Annotated in this window: 19 protein-coding genes; 11 read left to right on the forward strand and 8 right to left on the reverse strand. The window is 52.6% G+C overall.

The features are described from left to right. Window positions 1-188: 188 nt before the first annotated feature. The gene (locus BM007_RS23335) at window positions 189-413 is read left to right on the forward strand and encodes a hypothetical protein (RefSeq protein WP_024909104.1); all 225 of its coding nucleotides are present in this window, start codon (window positions 189-191) and stop codon (window positions 411-413) included. 134 nt (window positions 414-547) lie between these two features. Here the strand turns inward: BM007_RS23335 and BM007_RS02560 are convergent, their stop codons facing one another. After that, complete coding sequence (locus tag BM007_RS02560) at window positions 548-2,269, reverse strand: SulP family inorganic anion transporter (protein ID WP_024909105.1); 1,722 nt, start codon at window positions 2,267-2,269, stop codon at window positions 548-550. Between the two features lie 298 nt (window positions 2,270-2,567). Here BM007_RS02560 and BM007_RS02565 point away from each other — a divergent pair, with 298 nt between their 5' ends. Both BM007_RS02565 and BM007_RS02570 read left to right on the forward strand, forming a co-directional pair. After that, window positions 2,568-2,969 carry a cell envelope integrity TolA C-terminal domain-containing protein gene (locus BM007_RS02565; protein ID WP_090417150.1) on the forward strand — a complete coding sequence of 134 codons (402 nt, stop codon included), beginning with the start codon at window positions 2,568-2,570 and terminating at the stop codon, window positions 2,967-2,969. A 361-nt stretch (window positions 2,970-3,330) separates the two neighbouring features. Then, window positions 3,331-3,714 carry a SecDF P1 head subdomain-containing protein gene (locus tag BM007_RS02570; RefSeq protein WP_061715345.1) on the forward strand — a complete coding sequence of 128 codons (384 nt, stop codon included), beginning with the start codon at window positions 3,331-3,333 and terminating at the stop codon, window positions 3,712-3,714. 146 nt (window positions 3,715-3,860) lie between these two features. Here BM007_RS02570 and BM007_RS02575 read toward each other — a convergent pair whose 3' ends face one another. Then, window positions 3,861-4,148: a hypothetical protein gene (locus BM007_RS02575; protein WP_061715346.1), complete on the reverse strand. Its 288-nt coding sequence runs from the start codon at window positions 4,146-4,148 to the stop codon at window positions 3,861-3,863. Between the two features lie 240 nt (window positions 4,149-4,388). Then, a complete protein-coding gene (locus tag BM007_RS02580) occupies window positions 4,389-5,249 on the reverse strand; it encodes a LysR family transcriptional regulator (RefSeq protein WP_090417152.1) in 861 nt (286 codons plus the stop codon). A 176-nt stretch (window positions 5,250-5,425) separates the two neighbouring features. On the opposite strand from BM007_RS02580, the gene BM007_RS02585 reads away from it, so the two are divergent. Together BM007_RS02585 and BM007_RS02590 are read left to right on the forward strand one after the other, a co-directional pair. Further along, complete coding sequence (locus tag BM007_RS02585) at window positions 5,426-6,964, forward strand: MFS transporter (RefSeq protein WP_090418203.1); 1,539 nt, start codon at window positions 5,426-5,428, stop codon at window positions 6,962-6,964. Then, on the forward strand, window positions 6,961-7,254 hold the full coding sequence (locus BM007_RS02590) for a DUF6966 domain-containing protein (protein WP_048989553.1): 294 nt from the start codon (window positions 6,961-6,963) through the stop codon (window positions 7,252-7,254). Before BM007_RS02585 ends, BM007_RS02590 begins: the two co-directional genes overlap by 4 nt. Before the next feature lie 271 nt (window positions 7,255-7,525). Here BM007_RS02590 and BM007_RS02595 read toward each other — a convergent pair whose 3' ends face one another. Next, complete coding sequence (locus BM007_RS02595; protein WP_048989554.1) at window positions 7,526-7,951, reverse strand: VOC family protein; 426 nt, start codon at window positions 7,949-7,951, stop codon at window positions 7,526-7,528. A 281-nt stretch (window positions 7,952-8,232) separates the two neighbouring features. After that, window positions 8,233-9,069, reverse strand: a complete 837-nt coding sequence (locus tag BM007_RS02600; protein ID WP_090417154.1) for a MipA/OmpV family protein — start codon at window positions 9,067-9,069, stop codon at window positions 8,233-8,235. Window positions 9,070-9,272: 203 nt separating this feature from the next. Between BM007_RS02600 and BM007_RS02605 the strand changes: the two genes are divergently transcribed. The 3 genes from BM007_RS02605 to BM007_RS02615 all read left to right on the forward strand — a co-directional run bounded on the left by BM007_RS02605 (window position 9,273) and on the right by BM007_RS02615 (window position 11,955). Next, complete coding sequence (locus BM007_RS02605; protein ID WP_061715351.1) at window positions 9,273-9,950, forward strand: response regulator; 678 nt, start codon at window positions 9,273-9,275, stop codon at window positions 9,948-9,950. Continuing rightward, window positions 9,950-11,338 (forward strand): sensor histidine kinase, encoded by a 1,389-nt coding sequence (locus tag BM007_RS02610; RefSeq protein ID WP_090417156.1) that lies wholly within the window; start codon window positions 9,950-9,952, stop codon window positions 11,336-11,338. The genes BM007_RS02605 and BM007_RS02610 overlap by 1 nt, the downstream gene beginning before the upstream one ends. 137 nt (window positions 11,339-11,475) lie before the next feature. Continuing rightward, a complete protein-coding gene (locus BM007_RS02615) occupies window positions 11,476-11,955 on the forward strand; it encodes an efflux pump transcriptional repressor OqxR (RefSeq protein ID WP_008502426.1) in 480 nt (159 codons plus the stop codon). A gap of 67 nt (window positions 11,956-12,022) precedes the next feature. Here BM007_RS02615 and oqxB read toward each other — a convergent pair whose 3' ends face one another. Together oqxB and BM007_RS02625 are read right to left on the reverse strand one after the other, a co-directional pair. Next, a complete protein-coding gene (gene oqxB / locus BM007_RS02620) occupies window positions 12,023-15,175 on the reverse strand; it encodes a multidrug efflux RND transporter permease subunit OqxB (RefSeq protein ID WP_090417158.1) in 3,153 nt (1,050 codons plus the stop codon). 23 nt (window positions 15,176-15,198) lie between these two features. After that, the gene (locus BM007_RS02625; protein WP_090417160.1) at window positions 15,199-16,371 is read right to left on the reverse strand and encodes a multidrug efflux RND transporter periplasmic adaptor subunit OqxA; all 1,173 of its coding nucleotides are present in this window, start codon (window positions 16,369-16,371) and stop codon (window positions 15,199-15,201) included. A 336-nt stretch (window positions 16,372-16,707) separates the two neighbouring features. On the opposite strand from BM007_RS02625, the gene BM007_RS02630 reads away from it, so the two are divergent. Next, a complete protein-coding gene (locus BM007_RS02630) occupies window positions 16,708-17,058 on the forward strand; it encodes a helix-turn-helix domain-containing protein (protein ID WP_061715355.1) in 351 nt (116 codons plus the stop codon). Here the strand turns inward: BM007_RS02630 and BM007_RS02635 are convergent. After that, window positions 16,982-17,896, reverse strand: a complete 915-nt coding sequence (locus tag BM007_RS02635) for a LysR family transcriptional regulator (RefSeq protein ID WP_217642344.1) — start codon at window positions 17,894-17,896, stop codon at window positions 16,982-16,984. The two genes, BM007_RS02630 and BM007_RS02635, sit on opposite strands and share 77 nt — an antisense overlap. 100 nt (window positions 17,897-17,996) lie before the next feature. Between BM007_RS02635 and BM007_RS02640 the strand changes: the two genes are divergently transcribed. Continuing rightward, window positions 17,997-18,977: a nitrilase family protein gene (locus BM007_RS02640; RefSeq protein ID WP_090417163.1), complete on the forward strand. Its 981-nt coding sequence runs from the start codon at window positions 17,997-17,999 to the stop codon at window positions 18,975-18,977. Window positions 18,978-19,053: 76 nt separating this feature from the next. Further along, a complete protein-coding gene (locus BM007_RS02645) occupies window positions 19,054-19,371 on the forward strand; it encodes a YebG family protein (RefSeq protein ID WP_061715357.1) in 318 nt (105 codons plus the stop codon). Window positions 19,372-19,417 lie beyond the last annotated feature (46 nt).

The raw sequence follows: 19,417 nt of genomic DNA on the forward strand, positions 1-19,417 counted from the left end.
GCTTATAGCCGTCAGCCTGATACTTCGCACCAGAGATTGCGCATTCACAGCGGAGAAACCGGCTATGGGAGGGTCATCTCAAAATCGAATCAGGGTAAATTTCATTCATACCCCCACTTTTAGTGGTGGATACGTGACGGCTGTTCATCTATTCTGCTTTTTCAGCGAGCAAGCCGGAGTCATTTTTAGTGGATAATCCCATATTTCAGAAAACCATCATTATCTTTATTCTCATCCTGTGGGTAATAGACGAAGTCAGGAGAAAGAAAAAAAAGCGTTATGACTCCGCTATAGCAGAGGCTAATGCCAGAGAACGCTATGAATGGCGCTATCTCAGATGGGGTTGGCAGGCAATACGAGTGGCGGCGGCAGTGTATATCTTTGTTCAGCTGATTCAGTTTTTACTGAGATAGATGGCAGAAGAAAGTAAGACAGGCAAGGAACATCTCACTGTCCAGGCCAACAGTAGCTGAGCCTCGGTGGTAGAAATTGTGAGGGGTCCCTGCCTGCCAGTAGCATGCGTTACAAGCCTTTAACCAGTATTTGGTTATGTGTCACCGACTGATTCTCCCTCACTCGCACTCTCTTTACTTTGAATGAACCGAAGTGCCAGGTAGAGGTCTGGCGCCAGAATCATGTCATCATCATTCATTGTTGGCCGACTGTCTTTAAACCAGCGTGTTAATTCCGTTTTCCTGCCCGCGAGGATTAATTTAATCTGTCGACCTTTCAGGTCACGCTTTAACTCATTAATGGTTGCCAGGACACTGATGTCTGAATAGGTGAAGCAGGCAACGGCATCAATCACCACCCATTTAGGCTGTAAAGCGGCACCATCAACCAGGTTCAATACCCGGCGTTTAAAATAAGCCACATTAAAATAGGTCAACGGTGAGTTAAATCGATACATCAGTACGCCAGGAACCATTTTAATATCGGTGGTATTCCCTAACGAGTGAATCATTCCATCTTCGTCAGTGCCCAGCAGGTGCTCAGAGGGACGAAACACCGTACGAAGGAACTGTAACAGCCCAAGCAACACCGCAAGGCCGATCCCCTGGATAACGCCGATAATTAACACACAGCCAAAGGTGAAGAAAGCCAGGCGAAATGCCTGTTTATTTCTGCGCCTCAGGTTCCATAGCCCTCGTAAATCAATCAATGACCACGATGCATACATTAGAACAATACCTAACGCAGATACCGGAATGTATTGTAATGGTTGAGTGAAAAATACCACGACGATACCGATGAGTAAGGCTGCGACCACGGAAACCAGCTGACTTTTCCCACCAACCGAATCATTAACCGCGGTCCGGGAATCGGCGCCACTGATAGCAAACCCCTGAGATAACCCAGACATAATGTTCGCAATACCCAGAGCCCGGAACTCAGCATCAGCATTAATTTCATAGCCATTTTTTGCGGCGAAACTGCGGGCGGTCAGCATCAGACTGACAAAACTCACCAGGGCCAGGTTCAGCGCCGGGATCACTAAATCACGCATCGGACCGGGCTGGAACGCCCCCCAGTGAACGACGGGTAAACCAGACTGGAAGCCATCCCCACCGATAGTGGCAATACCATACTGTTGCGCAGATGTCCCCCATACCAGTGCCGTTGTTATCACAATGGCAATTAAAGGTGCTGGCCACTGGCTGCGGTACGTTTTGATAACCATTAAAATAATTAACGTTATAAGCGATATCCCTATCGTTAATAAATGGCTGTCCGAAAGTCGGCCTGGCAAGGCCATTATTTTCTCAATAACCTGCGCTTCATCTAGCTTGATCCCAAAAACCTTGCCTAATTGCCCGACAATAATCGTCACGGCTACGCCATTCAGCAAACCCGTAAGAATGGGATGAGAAAGCAGATCGGCAAGTGCCCCCAGGCGAAATTTACTGGCAAGGAGGCACCACCCGCCCATCATCAATGTCATGATGATCGTCAGTTGCCAGTGCAGTTCGGGGTTACCTGCAGAGAGAGGAAACACGACGGCCGCAATCACCGCGCAGGTCGTGGCATCAGGGCCAACAATAAGCTGACGTGAAGAGCCAAACAGTGCATAAGCTATCATCGGTAAAATGCAGGAATACAGCCCTACTATTGCCCCAACCCCCGCCAGCTCAGCATAAGCAATAGCAACGGGTAGCGCGACAGCCGCAACGGATAACCCGGCTTTAACATCATGTTTTAGCCAGCTTTTATCGTAGGCTAACAAATTTTGTAGCCCTGGCATGTAGTTCAACAATAGCTTTCCGACCACGTTATTCTCCGGACATTAATATTACCCACGAGATGTTGGCACACTTTTATGTGAGGTTCTGGCTTTCAAATGCTCCGGACGGAGGCCCCGCCGCTCAGGTCCTGTAAATGCTTAACCATTTTATTATTCTGACTGGTGTTAAACATAGTTCAAAAACGAACGGTTAGTCGGAGGTGGAACCGGCAGCCAGGTCACCGACGTTGTAACCCGTTATTGGTAGTTGAAAAGAGGCCAGGAATTACGGAAGAATATTTAAACATTACTGAAGCTTAAATGGATTGCGGGGTAAGAAGTGGGAATGTCTCAAGCAGTAAAGAAAATCGCTATGGTGGCTATTCTGGTGAACCTGGCCGCGGGATGCGTGCCACTACACCCTTCCGGTTGCCATAAGACCACGGCTACGGGTAATTGCGGTTCAGGACGCTGGGACGATCGGGATGAATGGGGCGCGCAGGCGCGGGCAATCAGGGCGGCAATAAACGCCGAAATTGAAGAGCCACAAAACTGGAAAGGGAAAAAATGCAGGTTGCATATGGAATTTGCTCAGGATGGCACACCTTTAAGCATCTCAACCAGTAACGGCAATAGAGCCTATTGCGAAGCGATAAAATCAGCCGCCCATAAAGCCAAATTCCCGGCCTTCAGCAATCCAGAAGTTTATAGAGATTTTCAAAAATCCGGCTTCGACATGCGCGGCTAGCATCATGATTATGTGTTGAATGGCGCGCTTTGCTCAACTCCGCCATGCTGCTTCAGGCCATTTTCTCTTTATGTCATGAGCGGATTTTTTGGTAGTTTCAGTAGGACTGTATTTCAGCATAATGCACCTGTCTGTAAGCATATTGGTGAACCTGTCCCCCTGGATAGAGTAACTGACAACATTTCCTGGGCTGACATGCGTGCCTCTGACATCAACTATGAGAGCGATTGCATACTTCCGCTCCTCGATCCAAACTGACCTACTATTTCTCCAATGTCAGGTTTGCGCCAGAAGCAGACGTTGATAACGTTGATATAAGTTAATTTATGGGGAGCAGGTCAACGAACAAAAGGAGAAGAAGATGCAAATCAAGTTTGGGGTGTTGTTACTCGCAGTGCTTGTGCCATTGACATCGACTGCAGCAAAAGGGAGTTTGTTTTTTTCGGTCGGTAATGAGAAGACTTCTTTTTCCCCTGGATGTGTAAAGTCAATTGATTATGTAGAGAAGGATGAGACAGGTGCAGAGAATTTAATCTTTAGTTTTTCCGATGAATGTGGCAAAAGGTTGTCGGAAATGACCCGACAGAATATAGGAAAGCATATGGCCATCGCCTACGATCATAATAAAATTACTTCCGCTATAATTTCCTCGCGTCTGAGTACCAGTTTCAGAGTATCCACAAAAGACATACCAAGAATACTGTTGATGCAAATACTTAATGATTATGATGGTGTTCGTGATTAACCAGAAAAAAGCGGCAAACAATATTTTACTTGGCAATGAAAAGTCATTCATAAATACAATGTCCGCTTTTCGCTCATAGCGAACCTTCACCTCAGTGACCTAGTCCGCTTCGTGCCAGAAGCGGACATTGCTAAGAGTCCCGAGGGTTAATGAAATTGAATTAGATCAATATGCAAAGCTAAAAATTGAAGTACGAAACCCAAAAGCATTAAACTGAGCGCAACGTAGGCGGAAATTTTATAACGAGTTTTTCGCTTACGGATTTTAACATTCCTCTCCCCGACCGTTGTTCCATCTCCCAAAGGCGTACCGTCCCCCAACCCTAAAGACACACCTTCATCATGTGATGGCTGAGGCAGCCCAAAGAAGAAAATTAGAATTACACCCAAAATATTAGAAGTCAGCCCTATTGTATTTAGTAACTCTGGTGTCATGTTATTTGTCCTTTAATTTTTAGTCTTGGAGGAGAAATTATCTCTATTTTCTGTGCCCATTTTCCCTTTCTCATAACACTATCAGCTCAAATGAAATCGTTATACAACACTCAACGGCCTCTGTCTGCTTTTCGCTCACAACAGACCTTCAGCCTAGCCATCTTGTCCGCTTCGTGCCAGGAGGGGACGTAACGAATAACTGTTTGTGTGGAGCAATGGGGAGCAGGCCAATTCAACTCTTTATTCGGAAACAACACCTGCCATCTCATACAGAAGATTTCCAAACTCAATAGCGGAAGGAGTCTTTCCCCTCCTGCTCCAAATGAGAGTGAAGTAAGCGGTCGGCAATTCTGGTAAACCGTATTGTCTGTCAATAACGGTCATCCCCGGCTCCAGGTCACTATGTGGTATGGCCGTAATAGCAAGTCCAGCCAGAACCGCAGCACGCAATCCCTGCTGGCTTGGTGATGTAAAGGCCATACGCCACTTAACGTCGGCTCCGTCCAGGGCTTTAACTCCAATCTGTCGATGAACACAAGGTTCCGGAGCAAATGCCAGAGGTAGTGGCGTGTCACACTTATATTCAAAAGATCGCGCTGCTGCCCAGACAAACTGTGTTTTTCGTAACACCATGCCATCATCGTGCTTACCTGACAAAGACATCACCACTGCCAGGTCCAGCCCGTTAGCATCGACTTCTGACTGCAAGTTCAAGTAAGTATCCACAGTGACATCAAGTCGAACATCCGGAAAAAGATGGGCGAATCTTGACAACAGAGGCGGAAGCCGATTTCCCATGAAGTTTTCGGGCACACCAAACCGCACCACGCAGGAGACTGAGGAACGCTGGAAACGGCGGACCAAAGCATCCTGAGCACGTAAAACCTGATCGGCGTAACGAACGAAGTCTTCTCCATCTTCTGTCAGAGTCAGACTACGTGTCGTTCGCATCAGCAAAGGCGTGCCCGCCTGCTCTTCAAGGCGACGGATTTGGTGACTGATGGCGGATTGGGTAAGGTTCAGTCGCTGAGCCGCCCTCGTGAAACTCCCAGTGTCCTTGACTGCGATAAAAGCCCGTAAAAGATTGGTGTCAAAGTCCATATCTACGATTAATGATGAAATTTAATTAATGTAACGAAATTATATCATTTCCGTCATAGCGTCAATGACGCCAAAATAAAAGCTCAAATATTAATTGCACCTCATGATAATAATGTCCGGCTTGTTTTAAAGCCGGGAATTTAATGTTCAGCTATCTCAAGCTACAGGGAACCACCATGACCATCTCCCCCTCAGCCAAAAACGCATTAACTCTTGCGGCTGTCTGTCTGGCTTCGTTGATGTTCGGTCTGGAAATATCAAGCATTCCAGTGATACTACCTACACTTGAAACAGTATTGCTTAGTGATTTCAAAGAATTGCAGTGGATTATGAATGCCTATACGCTCGCCTGCACCGCTATACTGATGGCTATTGGCACTTTGGCTGACCGTTACGGGCGCAAACGCCTTTTTGTTGTCAGCCTGATGTTATTCAGCGTGACGACGTTAGTTTGCGGACTGGCAACAAATACGTCAGTTCTCATTGCCGGTCGCTTTTTGCAGGGTATGGCGGGAGGAGCCATGTTAATTTGCCAGATCGCAGTGTTGTCCAATCAGTTTACTGAAAGTGGGGCACGTGGAAAGGCTTTTGGCTCATGGGGCATTGTTTTTGGCTTGGGGCTGGGTTTTGGTCCGATTATCGGCGCCGCAATTGTCGCCATTTCAAGTTGGGAATGGGTCTTTCTCGTTCATGTTCCGATAGCTATTATCGCGTTAGCACTTGTATTTATGGGGGTTGAGGAATCTCGTGGCCCTCAGGAACGCAGTCTTGATGTCAAAGGTATCGTATTCCTGTCACTGTCCGTATTTGGACTTGTCTGGTACATCACTCAGGCACCCACATTAGGCTTCATAAGTCCTGTTGCCATTACTCTCCTCGGTGCAACGCTACTCTGTTTGGTCATCTTTATCATGGCAGAACGGAGTAATAGTGCGCCTATGTTTGACTTCTCGGTGTTTCGTATCCGTCGCTTCTCTGGGGCATTGCTCGGTTCGGTTGGTATGAACTTCAGCTTCTGGCCCTTCATGATATATATCCCACTGTATTTTCAGAATGTTTTAGGTTATAGCAATGTCGCTGCAGGACTCTCACTATTGGCCTATACATTGCCAACATTGGTATTTCCACCAGTGGGCGAAAAGTTGTCCCTACGATACCGTGCAGAGGTTGTCATTCCGGCCGGGCTATTTACTATAGGAGCAGGTTTTCTTCTGATGAAATGGGGCAGTAGCCTGGAGTCTGCAAGTTGGTTAACAATGCTGCCGGGATGTCTGCTGGCGGGTATTGGGCTGGGTATTACCAATACGCCAGTGACGAATACCACAACAGGTTCAGTGGCGAATGAGCGCGCTGGAATGGCTTCTGGCATTGACATCAGCGCACGAATGATCAGCCTTGCCATCAATATTGCACTGATGGGGTTTATTCTTGTCGAAGGGATATCCGACTACCTTCGTTCCACATTATCAGGAGCAACGGATTTCACGCAATTGCGTCAGTTGGCTGAGGGTCTGTCTGCAGGAAATATTACGATGATGGAACAGATCACCCCAGTTATGAACATTTCCGGTACTACTGTCCAGGGAGCGCTATCTCAAGGTTTCGGATGGGTGATGATTTATGGTTCAGTTTCTGTATGGATATTGGCTATATGCAGTTTTCTTATTTTTAAAGAAAATGGCGTTAAGATACCTGTAAGTGGTGGTTGGAAATGAAAAATGAAATAAAGAAAACAGTAATCGAGATCATTAAAATACTATCCTCAAATGAGGAGGATTCATGGGCAAAAACATTTGAAAAACTGGCGATCGAGCTCGATATTGATTTTGAATCATCCATTTATTCATTGAAAAAACTTTACGGCGGGATGGGATCATTTAACGATATTGTTCTTCATAAAAATGGGATGCCTCTAATTCGAGAAAATGACGCATTAGATGATTTGAGATACAAGCTCTACAAGCAACTTGACCATGCAATCGGCTTGTTAAAAGCAGGTGATTGACCATAACGTCGTTACCAGCAACGCCAGTGAGGTACTGGCGACGTTTCCGGTACGGAATACCACGCGGCTCGCCGAAACATGGCCAATCGGCGGACAACACTAAGGTCCGCTTTTCGCTCACTGCGGACCTTAAGCACAGTCAGATCGTCCGCATCGAGCCAGAGGCGGACTGCGCCAGCCGTGTTCTGAATTGAGATTACTCGTAGGGAACGCCCTATTACACGGCTGATTTAGTCACCGCTAAACATCCTAAATTTCATCCATGGAGAAACTATTGTTCCTTTGAATACTCATCTGTCTCCGGAGAATAATGCTGACAAACACATGCCAGCTTATTCCCATCAGGATCGCGCAGGTAGGCAACATAAAAATCGGGTCCGTACGCGGTTCGTGTACCCGGCGCGCCTTCATTCTTCCCGCCCGCAAGGAGGCCTGCCGCATGGAACCGTCTGACAAGATCCGCGTTATCGGCACGGAATGCGAACATTGTCCCGTTTCCCGCCGTTGCGGGATGCCCGTCAAAAGGAGGGCAAATACAGAAGCTGAAACCCTCCTCCGGATTATTTTCATCTCCCCACATTGCCCAACCTTCTGTCCAGGCAGGCACACGTGAATAGCCAAGCACTCTAAAAACAGCGTCATAAAACGCCACGGAGCGCTGAAGGTCATTTGTACCTATGGTGATATATGTCAGCATCTTATCACACCCTCTTTGCCGTTTATCTGAGCGGACATTATACCTGGAGGCTGCTCTGCCGATGAAATAAAACTGTACTTAATAAACTATAGATTTATGTCTTATTTTGGAATGGATGTGGATATTATCATCCCCTCCGTGTTTGTCATTACAGCACAATGGAGCTTTAGATAAATCCATCAACCACATGTGCTGTAACTGTCAGCAAGAGGTTCCGCCCCGCCATCTAAACCGGAGCGGCTTATATACGGCTCAAGATCACCAGCCGCCGCAACCCACAATTAAAAACTGTACGTCACCTTCAAACTCCCCGTAGGGGACGTTTTACGATGCACAATCGGGCTATCGCCCGCCTCCCCCGTCAGCTGCGTAACGCCCGCTGAGGCAAGCACGCTCCAGCGAGAGGTGAGCTTGTGGGTCCAGTCAAGGTTCATCGACCAGGCATAAATCCCGGCCCCGGCGTCATGTCGGGCAAATCCCGATGCGGCCGACTGGGCGGCGTTGACCCCGTAGTAGGTCTGCATATACTTGCCGGAACCCCAACTGCCGGTCAGCGCCAGCGTCACCGCATTTTTTGGTGAGGTGTAGAACGGGCTGGAAATGCCGAAATGTACCGCTTCACCGTTGTCCCTTTCAGAAACCGGTACCTCAGCCTGCAGCTGCAGATGAAGCCAGTCGGTCACCTTGTACTCCAGCCCAGGCACAACAATAGCCGAGCCTTTTATCTCGCCCATCCCCCGCAGCTCGTCGCTGCCGGAGCTGATCGAATCGCTGCTCACGTCTTTATCTTTACGACCAACTCGATAGCTCAGCGCTGCGCTGTAATCCAGGTTACCAATGTTGTTGCCGTAACCGATACCCCGCGTGGTACCGATAAAAAAACCGTTGGCCATGGCGTAATCCACCACCTGAGCTGCGCTGACGCGAGTTTTATCTGAACCCGAGTAGCGTGGCGCGACGTCCACGCCGCCCCCCAGGGTTAAGACGTTATCCTGACTCTGTTCTGCCGCCAGTACGGGCGTGGCCAGTAACGCCAGAACGACGCCCGGCGCGATGTTTTTCAGGCTGCGGCCCGAAAGTAAATGGGGGAACGTATGACGCAGTTCGATGTTTCTCATTACAGAAGCCCTTTTGGATTCAAATGATGACGATGCATGCGGTTAACCGCCAGAACGCCCATTTTGAATACTGACCCTAAGGTTCTGATGAGCCGAAAATGAAGAAACACTGAAGCGCGAGCAGATGCTGTAACCCGGACAGATTTCCTGATACCGTTTTTTTCTTAAGATGTTCTTCATTCACGGTTGATACAGTTACCAGTGTGAAAATTCTACTAATCGAAGACGACCTCGATCTCGGCAATGGCGTACGTATCGCCCTGTCAGATCAAGGATTTGACGTCATATGGGTACGCCGTAAAGAGGATGCGCTGCATCAGCTGGACGTCTGCGTGCCGGAACTTATTTTGCTCGACCTGGGACTGCCCGACGGCGATGGCATGAGCCTGATGACGCGTTTGCGTCAGCAGCTCAAGGGGATCCCGGTCATCATCCTGACGGCGCGAGGCACGTTGCAGGATCGGCTGAGCGGGCTGGATGCCGGTGCAGACGACTATCTCGTCAAACCTTTTATTCTCGCCGAGCTGCTGGCGCGAGTCAGAGCCCTGGCGCGGCGCAGCTACGGTTTCGAGAATGAGGCGATAGAAATTCGAGGCTTATCTCTTCATGTCCCGACGCGTCGCGTGACGGTAAGTGCGCGCCATATCGATCTGACGGCCAGTGAATACGCGCTACTGGAAACGCTGATGCTGCGCGCTGACCGCGTGATTACGCGACGGTTTCTGGAAGAACGGATATTCGGCAACAAAGAGAACCTCAGTAATGCGCTCGACGTGCATATGGGGAATTTGCGGCGAAAGATCGGCGACGGCTATGTGCGAACGGTGCGGGGCGTCGGGTACGTCATTGATACCGTATCCATTCAGAAGGTGACCGGCTGATGCAAAACGTCTGGTATCACCTGAGACGCCCGACGCTGGTACGTCGAATTATCATCGCCCAGCTGCTGCTGCTGACCCTGCTGTGGTGTCTTTTTTTAACCTTCATTCTCTGGGAGGACCTGCGCAGCCCTCCCATCCTCACGGGCAGTAAAACGTACGACACCGTTTTTACCCTAGCCGAGCGTATGGACGGACGCCCGCAGGACCGTACCGCCGTGCTGGAAGACTTCAGCCAGGCCCTTCGTGAAGGTTACGGCGGAGGGGAAGATCCCGTGCTGTCGATTAACCTCATCGTTCGCAAAAATAATACCGTTATTTTTGCCTCAGACGGTGCGCCCGCGGGGATAACAAACACCCGGTTCGGCGAACTGGAGCACGTTCAGAGTGGAGATCGTACCTGGACCAGCCGCACCCTTAAATCCCCTCACTCCGATGTGGAGGTTACCCTTTTCACCCCAGCCAGCGGCTGGAACTTCTTTATCTATCTGAACTCACGTGGCTACTACATCCTGCCGCTGCTGGTCTGCTTCCCTTTTCTGCTGTTTCCCGCATGGCTGTCAATACGCATTGCGATGCGCCCGTGGAATAAGGTGGTCAATGAAATTACGTTACGCACGCCTGACGATCTCTCCCCCTTAAAAGCCGTTCCCAGGCACAGGGAGCTTCGTCAGATGGTGGACGCGATCAATGACTTCCTTGCCAGAGTCCGTGAAAGCGCGGAAAGGGAACGGGTTTTCATTGCGGATGCCGCGCACGAGCTGCGTACCCCCCTCGCGGCGATGCGCATCAACGTGGAAGCGCTGCAGTCCTGGGTCATCAGCGAGAACCAGCAGGAGCTGCTTGCGGGAGTGGTTCGCAGCAACAGCCGCGCCGCGCGTCTCGTCAACCAACTGCTGCTGATGATGCACAGTGAAGCGCGTATTGATACGGCTATGGAGCCCGTGCCACTAACAACGCTTATTCAGGAACGAATGGCCGAGCTGGAGCCGCTAGCGTCTGCGCGCGACATTGAGCTGGAATTCTTCGCCGAGGATGAAATCTGGATCTCAGGCGTCAGGGAACGTCTGGTGTCGCTCATTGATAATCTTATTGAGAACGCCGTGAAGTACAGCCCCGAGGGCGGGCGGATTCAGGTCGATGTCCGTGTAGTAGATCGCTTCGCGCGGCTTCGCGTTTCAGATGCAGGACCCGGCATTCCGACCGAGCTGCGGGAGCGCGTGTTCGACCGCTTCTTCCGCGATCCCAATCAGGTGCAAAGCGGCAGCGGGCTAGGGCTTGCCATCGTCAAAGCGGTGGCGCAGCAACACAGCAGCAGCGTAAACCTGAGCACTTCCGCTGAAGGAGGCCTCATGGTGACGGTTGACTTCCCGAACCGCACGTTTAGCTAAAGCAGAACAGGGGGTTTGATCGCAAATGCCGCAGATTGCTTCAAAATAATTACCGTATTTGTTATATTGTTGTTTATTGCTTATTCACCTCTGCGGTGCCAAAAAGAACAAGATTCACCGCAACCCAGGACAGAGAAATGTTAGATTACCGCTTCCCGACAGCTTTGCAGATGGTTCTCAGCGTAGCGATGGCGGAGCAATTGGGTGAACGTTCGACGAGTGCGATTCTGGCCTACGGTCTGGAAGCGAACCCGAGCTTCATCCGCAAATTGATGGTTCCGCTGACGCGTGACGGCATTATCGTCTCAACGCTTGGCCGTAACGGCTCCATTCATCTTGGTCGTCCGCCGGAAGAGATCACCCTGCGCGACATCTACCTTTCGGTCATCGAAGATAAAAAGCTGTGGGCGTCGCGCCCTGACGTACCGGCCCGCTGCGTGGTCAGCGCTAACGCCTGCTGGTACTTTAAATCGATTTCTGAAGAGGCCGAGCAGGCGTCGTTAGCGGTACTGGAGCGCCATACCGTGGCTAGCGCCCTGGAAGCGGTGAAAAACGCCGACAGCAGCGGATGGGATCCGCTCCCCGACCTCATTGCCCAGTATCAAAAAACGTCGTAACGCGTTATTTGTTGCGAAAAAAAACCGCCTTCACTATGAAGGCGGTTTTTTATTATCTGCAATATCCCTAGGCAGGCAGAACTTCCCTTTCCTCTTTACCACGCGTCACTAACTTACGCAGCGTCACGTAAAACACCGGCGTCAGGAACAGACCAAACAGCGTCACGCCCAGCATCCCGGAGAAGACCGTGATCCCGGTGACGCCGCGCACTTCTGCACCCGCGCCGTGACCAAGGATCAGCGGAATGGTCCCGGCAATAAAGGCGATGGAGGTCATCACAATCGGGCGTAAACGCAGGCGGCACGCCTCCAGCGCGGCCTCCATGATGCCTTTGCCCTGAATTTCCAGCTCGCGGGCAAATTCCACGATAAGAATGGCGTTTTTACAGGCCAGCCCCATCAGCACCACCAGCCCTACCTGCACGAAGACGTTGTTATCGCCCCCGGTCAGCCAGACGCCAAACAGCGCGGAAAGCATCGTCATCGGCACGATGAGGATCACCGCCAGCGGCAGCGTCCAGCTTTCATACAGCGCCGCCAGGACCAGGAACGCCAGCAGCACCGCGACCGGGAAGACGATCAGCGCCGTATTCCCCTGGGTGGCCTGCTGGAAGCTCAGGTCCGTCCATTCAATGTTCATCCCGTTCGGCAGGATCTGCTTAGACATCGCGTCCAGCTGCGTCATCGCCTGCGCAGATGAAAGCACGCGCGGGTCGGCATCGCCAATCAGGTCCGCCGCCGGGTAACCGTTGTAGCGGATCACCGGATCCGGCCCGTAGGTGGTCGTGATGTTCACCATGCTGCCAATCGGCACCATTTCGCCCTGGCTGTTGCGGGTGCGCAGATTCGCAATATCTTCCACGCTGTCGCGGAACTGCCCGTCGGCCTGCGCCATCACGCGCCAGGTGCGCCCGAACTGGTTGAAGTCGTTGACGTACGACGAGCCCAGATAGGTTTGCAGCGTCCCGAAGAGATCGGTCAGCGACACGCCCTGCGCTTTCGCCTTATCGCGGTCAACCTGCACGTCCAGCTGCGGCACGTTAGCCTGGTAGGTTGAGATCGGGAAGTGCATTCCCGGCGTCTGCATAATCGCACCGGACATGGTGTTCACCGCGTTTTGCAGCGCGCCATAGCCCAGACCACCGCGGTCCTGAATGTACAGGGAATAGCCCGACCCCTGACCCAGTCCTAAAATCGGCGGCGGCAGGATGGAGAAGCCAAAGCCTTCCTGAATTTGCGCGATTTTCGCGTTGATCTCCGCGTTAATTTCCGCCGCGGAATGTTTACGCTGATCGAACGGCTTCAGGCCGAAGAACACCGTCCCGGTATTCGGCGTGTTGGTGAACTGCAGCGCGTTCAGCCCCGGGAACGCAACCGCATAGTCCACGCCTTCGGTATTCATCCCGATTTCGCTCATTTTGCGGATCACCGCATCGGTGCGCGCCAGCGATGAACCTTCCGGCATTTTCACGCCGCCAATCAGGTACAGTTTGTCCTGTGTCGGAATAAACCCGCCGGGCACCGCTTTAAACATGACGCCTGCGGCACAGAGCAGCAGCAGATACACCACAAATACCGCGCCGCGTCGTCCGAGCGTTTTGCCCACCAGCCCCTGATAGCCGTTCGAGCTGCGGAGGAAGAAGCGGTTAAACGGACGGAAAATCCAGCCGAACAGACGATCGATAAGCCGGGTCGGGAAATCTTTCGGCGCGCCGTGCGGTTTTAACAGCAGTGCCGCCAGTGCCGGAGAGAGCGTCAGCGAGTTAATGGCGGAGATGACCGTGGAAATCGCGATCGTCACCGCAAACTGCTTGTAGAACTGCCCGGTAACGCCCGAGAGGAACGCCATCGGCACAAACACTGCGCACAGCACCAGCGCGATGGCGATGATCGGCCCGGACACTTCGCGCATCGCCTGATGCGCCGCCGCAAGTGGAGCAAGCCCCTCTTCAATGTTTCGCTCGACGTTTTCCACTACCACGATGGCGTCGTCCACCACGATACCGATGGCCAGCACCAGCCCGAACAGGCTGAGGGTATTCAGCGAGAAGCCCAGCAGGTAGAGAATGCTGAAGGTACCCACCACCGACACCGGCACCGCGATCAGCGGAATGATCGACGCGCGCCAGGTTTGCAGGAACAGAATGACCACCAGCACCACCAGCACCACCGCTTCCAGCAGCGTTTGCACCACCGCACGGATCGAATCGCGCACAAAGACCGTCGGATCGTAAGGTGCCGCCCACTTCATGTCCGCCGGGAAGCGCGTTGACAGCTCGTCCATTTTCGCGCGCACCGCGTTAGACAGATCGATGGCGTTCGCCCCCGGCGACTGGAAGATACCAATCCCGACCGCGTCTTTATTGTTCAGCTGGGAACGCAGCGCATAGCTGCCGGAGCCCATTTCGATACGCGCCACGTCGCGCAGGCGGACGACCGTGCCGTCCTGCGTTGTTTTCAGGACAATATTGCCGAACTCTTCTTCGGTATGCAGACGGCCCTGGGCGTTAATGGAGATCAGGAAATCGCTCTCTTTCGGCAGCGGCTCGGCGCCAAGCTGTCCGGCGGAGACCTGCACGTTCTGCTCCTGCATCGCCGTGACCACGTCCGAAGCGGTCAGCCCGCGGGCCGCCACCTTGTTGGGATCCAGCCAGACGCGCATCGCGTATTCACCCGAGCCGAAAATCTGGATCTGGCCGACGCCGGGCAGACGCGCCAGTTCGTCCTTCACCTTCAGCGTGGCGTAGTTACGCATATACAGGGAGTCGTACTTACCGTTAGGCGAAAACAGATGCACCACCAGCGTCAGCGTCGGGGACTGTTTCTGGGTGGTGATGCCCAGACGCCGCACGTCTTCCGGCAGACGCGCTTCGGCCTGCGCGACGCGGTTTTGTACCTGAACCTGCGCCTGATCCGGATCGGTTCCCGGACGGAAGGTGACGGTAGTGACCAGCACGCCATCGGAACCCGCGACGGACTTCATGTACATCATGTTCTCAACGCCGTTGATCGCCTCTTCCAGCGGCGTCGCCACGGTCTCAGCAATCACTTTGGGGTTGGCGCCCGGGTACTCCGCGCGCACCTGAACGCTTGGCGGCACGACGTCAGGATATTCGCTCACCGGCAGCAGCGGGATGGCGATTAACCCTGTGATAAAAATAAGAATCGACAGCACCGCGGCAAAAATCGGCCTGTCGATGAAAAAGCGGGAAAAGTCCATGGGTGGATTCTCAGGTCAAGGGATCAGTTGAGGGCGCTGGCGGTCATGGCAACGGTTTTCGCGTTAACCGGCATGCCCGGCATAAACACTTTTTGTAAACCCTCGACGATGACTTTATCGCCAGGGTTCAGCCCCTGCCGCACGATGCGTAAACCGTCTGCCAGACGTCCCGGCGTGATGTCACGACGCTGCGCTTTCCCCTCTTTATCCACGATATAGACGTATTTACGATCCTGATCGGTCAGTACCGCTTTGTCGTCGACAAGCGTGGCTTTGAACTCGGCGCTGCCCGGCAGGCGTACGCGGGCAAACAGTCCCGGCGTGAACTGACGCTGCGCGTTATCCAGCAGCGCGCGCATACGGATGGTGCCGGTACCTGGCGACAGTTGGTTATCAAGGAAGTCCACTTTGCCCTGATGGGGATAGCCCTCCTCGCCCGTCAGGCCAATCTCAACCGGCAGCGCCGTATGATTGCTGGACGCCCCCTGCCCGCTGCGGGCCAGGTTTTGGTAGTGAAGGTAGGTCGACTCGTCCACGTCAAAGTAAACGTACACCGTCTTCTGCGAGACCAGCGTGGTGAGGACGCTGGCGGTGTCGCCCGCAGTCACCAGGTTCCCGCTGGTGATCAGCGCCCGGCTGGCGCGACCATCGATAGGCGCGGTGACTTTGGTGAAGTCCAGGTTGAGCTGCGCGGCGTCCACTGCCGCCTGCGCGGCGCGAATATCGGCCTGCGCCTGAGTGGCGGCCGAACGACGCTGCTCCCACTCTTCACGGGAGACAACGTTGGTATTGACCAGCTTATCGGTACGGTTAGCCTCACTTTGCGCCAGGCTGGCCTGCGTTTTGGCTCTCGCCAGGTTCGCCTGCGCCTGTTCCAGCGCGGCGCGATAGGTTCGGTCATCAATCGTGAACAGCACCTCGCCCTTCTTCACTTCCTGGCCGTCGGTGTAATTCACTTTATCAATGTAGCCGGACACGCGCGGACGCAGCTGAACGCTCTCCACCGCTTCAATCCGTCCGTTAAAGCTATCCCACTGGCTAATAGATTTCACCACCACGTCAGCAGCGCTGACGGCGGGCGCAGGCGGCGCGGCATTTTGCGCGACGCTGTTATCGCATCCGACGAGCAGCACGGAGAGCAACATTGCCCCCAGCGCGTTCAGATGAAAGTTACCCCAGGTTTTTTGCAGGCTCATTATTTTTATTCCAGTCATTATCGCCGCCGGGCAAGACGCAGCAGGAGGCACCGCGCCACTTCCTTTGTCCGGTGGCTGTCTCAAGGCCATTTGTGTCGTTCATCGCCACAAAACTGTAACAGTTGCGAGTACACTATCGCGGCGATTGTAGGAAGGCGCTTAACTAAGTGCAAGAATAATTGTTGCACTTTATGTGCTATTTGAGCGGATGTAAAAAGGCCCGTTTCGCTCAGGGATTTAAATGCAACAATAAAACTTGCAATTACTACAAAAACGCGCCACCTTTTAATGCAACAGACAAAGATACTTTTAGACAAGCAGCGTGAGGGTAACCAGATGAACACTGGCGCATTTATGCATGATTTACTCGACTGGATCGACAACAACCTGGATAGCCGTCTGGACATTGAGTCCGTCGCCAGGCGTTCCGGCTACTCAAAATGGCACCTCCAGCGCCTGTTCAAAGAGCATACGGGCTATCCCCTCGCCGGATATATTCGCGCGCAAAAGCTGCAAAAATCGGTTGAGCGCTTAACCCGCAGCGATGAACCGATTCTGAACGTGGCGATAGCACTTGGCTTTGACTCCCAGCAGTCTTTCAACCGCAGCTTTAAGCGTCAGTATGGTCAGGCGCCTGGGGCATGGCGGCGGAGCATGGGTGGCCCGGAAACGCAGCAGCTACGCTAGCAATGAAATTGTCACGGATGACATCCTCCCTGCTTGTGTCCCAGGCAATACCCACCTCCCAGCTGATTGACTCCCCCGTTAGTGTAATAATCGCCAGCTCCGGCGGCGCGATATGCGTCACGCTGGTGGGCAAAATGGCCACGCCGATACCCGCAACCACCATCGCGACGATAGTTTGGATATCGTCAGTCAGCTGAGTCGAAGAGATGAAAAGACCGTTGTCATGCAGGAAGCGGTCAATCTGCGCGTTTAAACCCCGCCCTCGCTCATCATACAGCCGCAACAGAGGGCGTTTCGTGAGCCACTCTGCAGCAGACATTGCTGGCGACGCGGCGGGCGTAACCAGAACCAGCCGATCGGTAAATAACGGCAGGTATTCGAGCTCCACGGGGGGAGGAACCCTGACAAAACCGACCTGTAGCTCATCATTTTGCAATCGCTCGTACTGCTGGAAGGAAGGCAGATCCGTCAATGACATTTCTACTTCCGGATAGTCTCGACGAAAATCAGCGATACAGCGTGGCGCCAGATAAAAGCTTGAGAGTCCGAACCCGACGGCGATATGCCCCTCCACGCCTTTTGATACCCGCTCAGCATGCTGCATAAATTTCCGGGTCTGCCTGACCACTTTTTCAGCCTCTGGCAGCAAACGCCTGCCGCTGGCCGTCAGTATTGCGCCGTGACGACCTCGTGAAAAAAGCGACATCTTCACCAGGGATTCGAGGAGATTAATCTGTTTGGTCAATGCCGGCTGCGAGATAAACAGCGCCCGCGCCGCATCGGCATAATTTCCTTTTTCAGCCAGTATCAAAAAGGCCTTTAGCAACCGGGTGTTCATTTTTACATTCCAGATGGTTATCGAATTAGGAAATGATTTGATTATACAGTTATCGGAAATCGTTATGTAATTCAGTCTCGATGACAACCGGAGACGCAACATGAACGAACTGACATCCTTAAAGGCGGCAACCGTACAGTTTCAGCATCAGGCCAGTAACAAAAAATACAATCTCCTGATAATGGAGAAATTTATTGAACAGGCGGCGCTTGAGCAGGTGAACATTCTCACTTTCCCTGAAATGTGCATCACCGGTTACTGGCATGTCCCTAAGCTCAGTGCAGCGGAGGTGTCTGCGCTGGCAGAGCCGGTTGCCGACAGCCCTTCCCTGACGCTAATACGCTCCCTGGCGATAAAACATCAAATGCTGATTGGCGCCGGGCTTATTGAACGCGCCGACGATGGCCGCTTCTACAATGCGTATGTTGCCTGTATGCCGGATGGCTCAATGCATACGCATCGTAAACTCCATGCATTTGAACATCCGGCCATCAGCAGCGGGGACAGCTTTACCGTCTTTGATACGCCGTGGGGCGTGAAGGTCGGTATCCTGATTTGCTGGGACAATAATCTGGTCGAAAACGTGCGCGCGACGGCGCTGCTGGGTGCCGATATTCTTCTCGCACCGCATCAAACTGGCGGTACCGATTCCCGCAGCCCTCACGGGATGAAGCCTATTCCGCTGGCGCTCTGGGAGGAGCGGGAAGCGCGCAAGGAAGAAATTACCGCGGCATTCAAAGGGCCAGGCGGTCGGGAATGGCTAATGCGCTGGCTGCCTGCCCGCGCGCATGACAACGGGTTATTTCTTCTCTTCAGCAACGGTGTCGGTGCCGATGATGACGAAGTGCGCACAGGCAATGCGATGATCCTCGACCCCTATGGCAGGATCGTGAATGAAACCTGGGCGGCTGAAGATGCGATGGTGAGCGCTGAACTCGATTCAAGCCTGCTTGCTATGAGCACCGGACGCCGCTGGATCCACGGTCGCCGCCCTGATTTATACCAGATACTGACGCAGCCGCAGGGCTATGAACGTGACGCGATCAGCGCACGCTTTTCGAATGAGCCCCCTGCCCGCTAAAATGTGAGCAATTTTTAGCTGCAACATTAATCCGGAACTGTTATACTGTATATAATTACAGTATGAGGTGCGCATAATGGCTGTTGAAACAAAATTTGTTGTCGTTAGAAAAGGTGAAGAGAAAATGACATTTGCCAGTAAGAAAGAGGCTGACGCTCACGACAAGCTGCTCGATATGGCAGACGCGTTCACCGACTGGCTGTTGCAAAGCGGAATGCAGATGGATGAAACGCAGGCTGAAAATCTTGGCCTGTATCTCGCCGAGCAGAAAGAGACCGTGCAGCATATTCTGCGCACCAGCAAGCTTCCCGAGCTCAACGCTCCAGCTGCTGCGGATAAAACAGAATCCGATGCGGCTGACACGAAAAAAATCAGGGCTGTGAAAGCGGCCTGATCGTCAGAAAATCATCACCGATCCGGAAGCCGTAAGCAGCCATCTG

Source organism: Enterobacter sp. NFIX59 (genome assembly GCF_900113755.1).
Taxonomy (GTDB): Bacteria; Pseudomonadota; Gammaproteobacteria; order Enterobacterales; family Enterobacteriaceae; genus Enterobacter; species Enterobacter pseudoroggenkampii.

Coding starts and splice junctions, on each gene's coding strand:
- BM007_RS02565 (WP_090417150.1), top strand. CDS start 2,568: ATGTCTCAAGCAGTAAAGAAAATCGCTATGGTGGCTATTCTGGTGAAC.
- BM007_RS02570 (WP_061715345.1), top strand. CDS start 3,331: ATGCAAATCAAGTTTGGGGTGTTGTTACTCGCAGTGCTTGTGCCATTG.
- BM007_RS02575 (WP_061715346.1), bottom strand. CDS start 4,148: ATGACACCAGAGTTACTAAATACAATAGGGCTGACTTCTAATATTTTG.
- BM007_RS02580 (WP_090417152.1), bottom strand. CDS start 5,249: ATGGACTTTGACACCAATCTTTTACGGGCTTTTATCGCAGTCAAGGAC.
- BM007_RS02585 (WP_090418203.1), top strand. CDS start 5,426: ATGACCATCTCCCCCTCAGCCAAAAACGCATTAACTCTTGCGGCTGTC.
- BM007_RS02590 (WP_048989553.1), top strand. CDS start 6,961: ATGAAAAATGAAATAAAGAAAACAGTAATCGAGATCATTAAAATACTA.
- BM007_RS02595 (WP_048989554.1), bottom strand. CDS start 7,951: ATGCTGACATATATCACCATAGGTACAAATGACCTTCAGCGCTCCGTG.
- BM007_RS02600 (WP_090417154.1), bottom strand. CDS start 9,069: ATGAGAAACATCGAACTGCGTCATACGTTCCCCCATTTACTTTCGGGC.
- BM007_RS02610 (WP_090417156.1), top strand. CDS start 9,950: ATGCAAAACGTCTGGTATCACCTGAGACGCCCGACGCTGGTACGTCGA.
- BM007_RS02615 (WP_008502426.1), top strand. CDS start 11,476: ATGTTAGATTACCGCTTCCCGACAGCTTTGCAGATGGTTCTCAGCGTA.
- oqxB (WP_090417158.1), bottom strand. CDS start 15,175: ATGGACTTTTCCCGCTTTTTCATCGACAGGCCGATTTTTGCCGCGGTG.
- BM007_RS02625 (WP_090417160.1), bottom strand. CDS start 16,371: ATGAGCCTGCAAAAAACCTGGGGTAACTTTCATCTGAACGCGCTGGGG.
- BM007_RS02630 (WP_061715355.1), top strand. CDS start 16,708: ATGAACACTGGCGCATTTATGCATGATTTACTCGACTGGATCGACAAC.
- BM007_RS02635 (WP_217642344.1), bottom strand. CDS start 17,896: ATGAACACCCGGTTGCTAAAGGCCTTTTTGATACTGGCTGAAAAAGGA.
- BM007_RS02640 (WP_090417163.1), top strand. CDS start 17,997: ATGAACGAACTGACATCCTTAAAGGCGGCAACCGTACAGTTTCAGCAT.
- BM007_RS02645 (WP_061715357.1), top strand. CDS start 19,054: ATGGCTGTTGAAACAAAATTTGTTGTCGTTAGAAAAGGTGAAGAGAAA.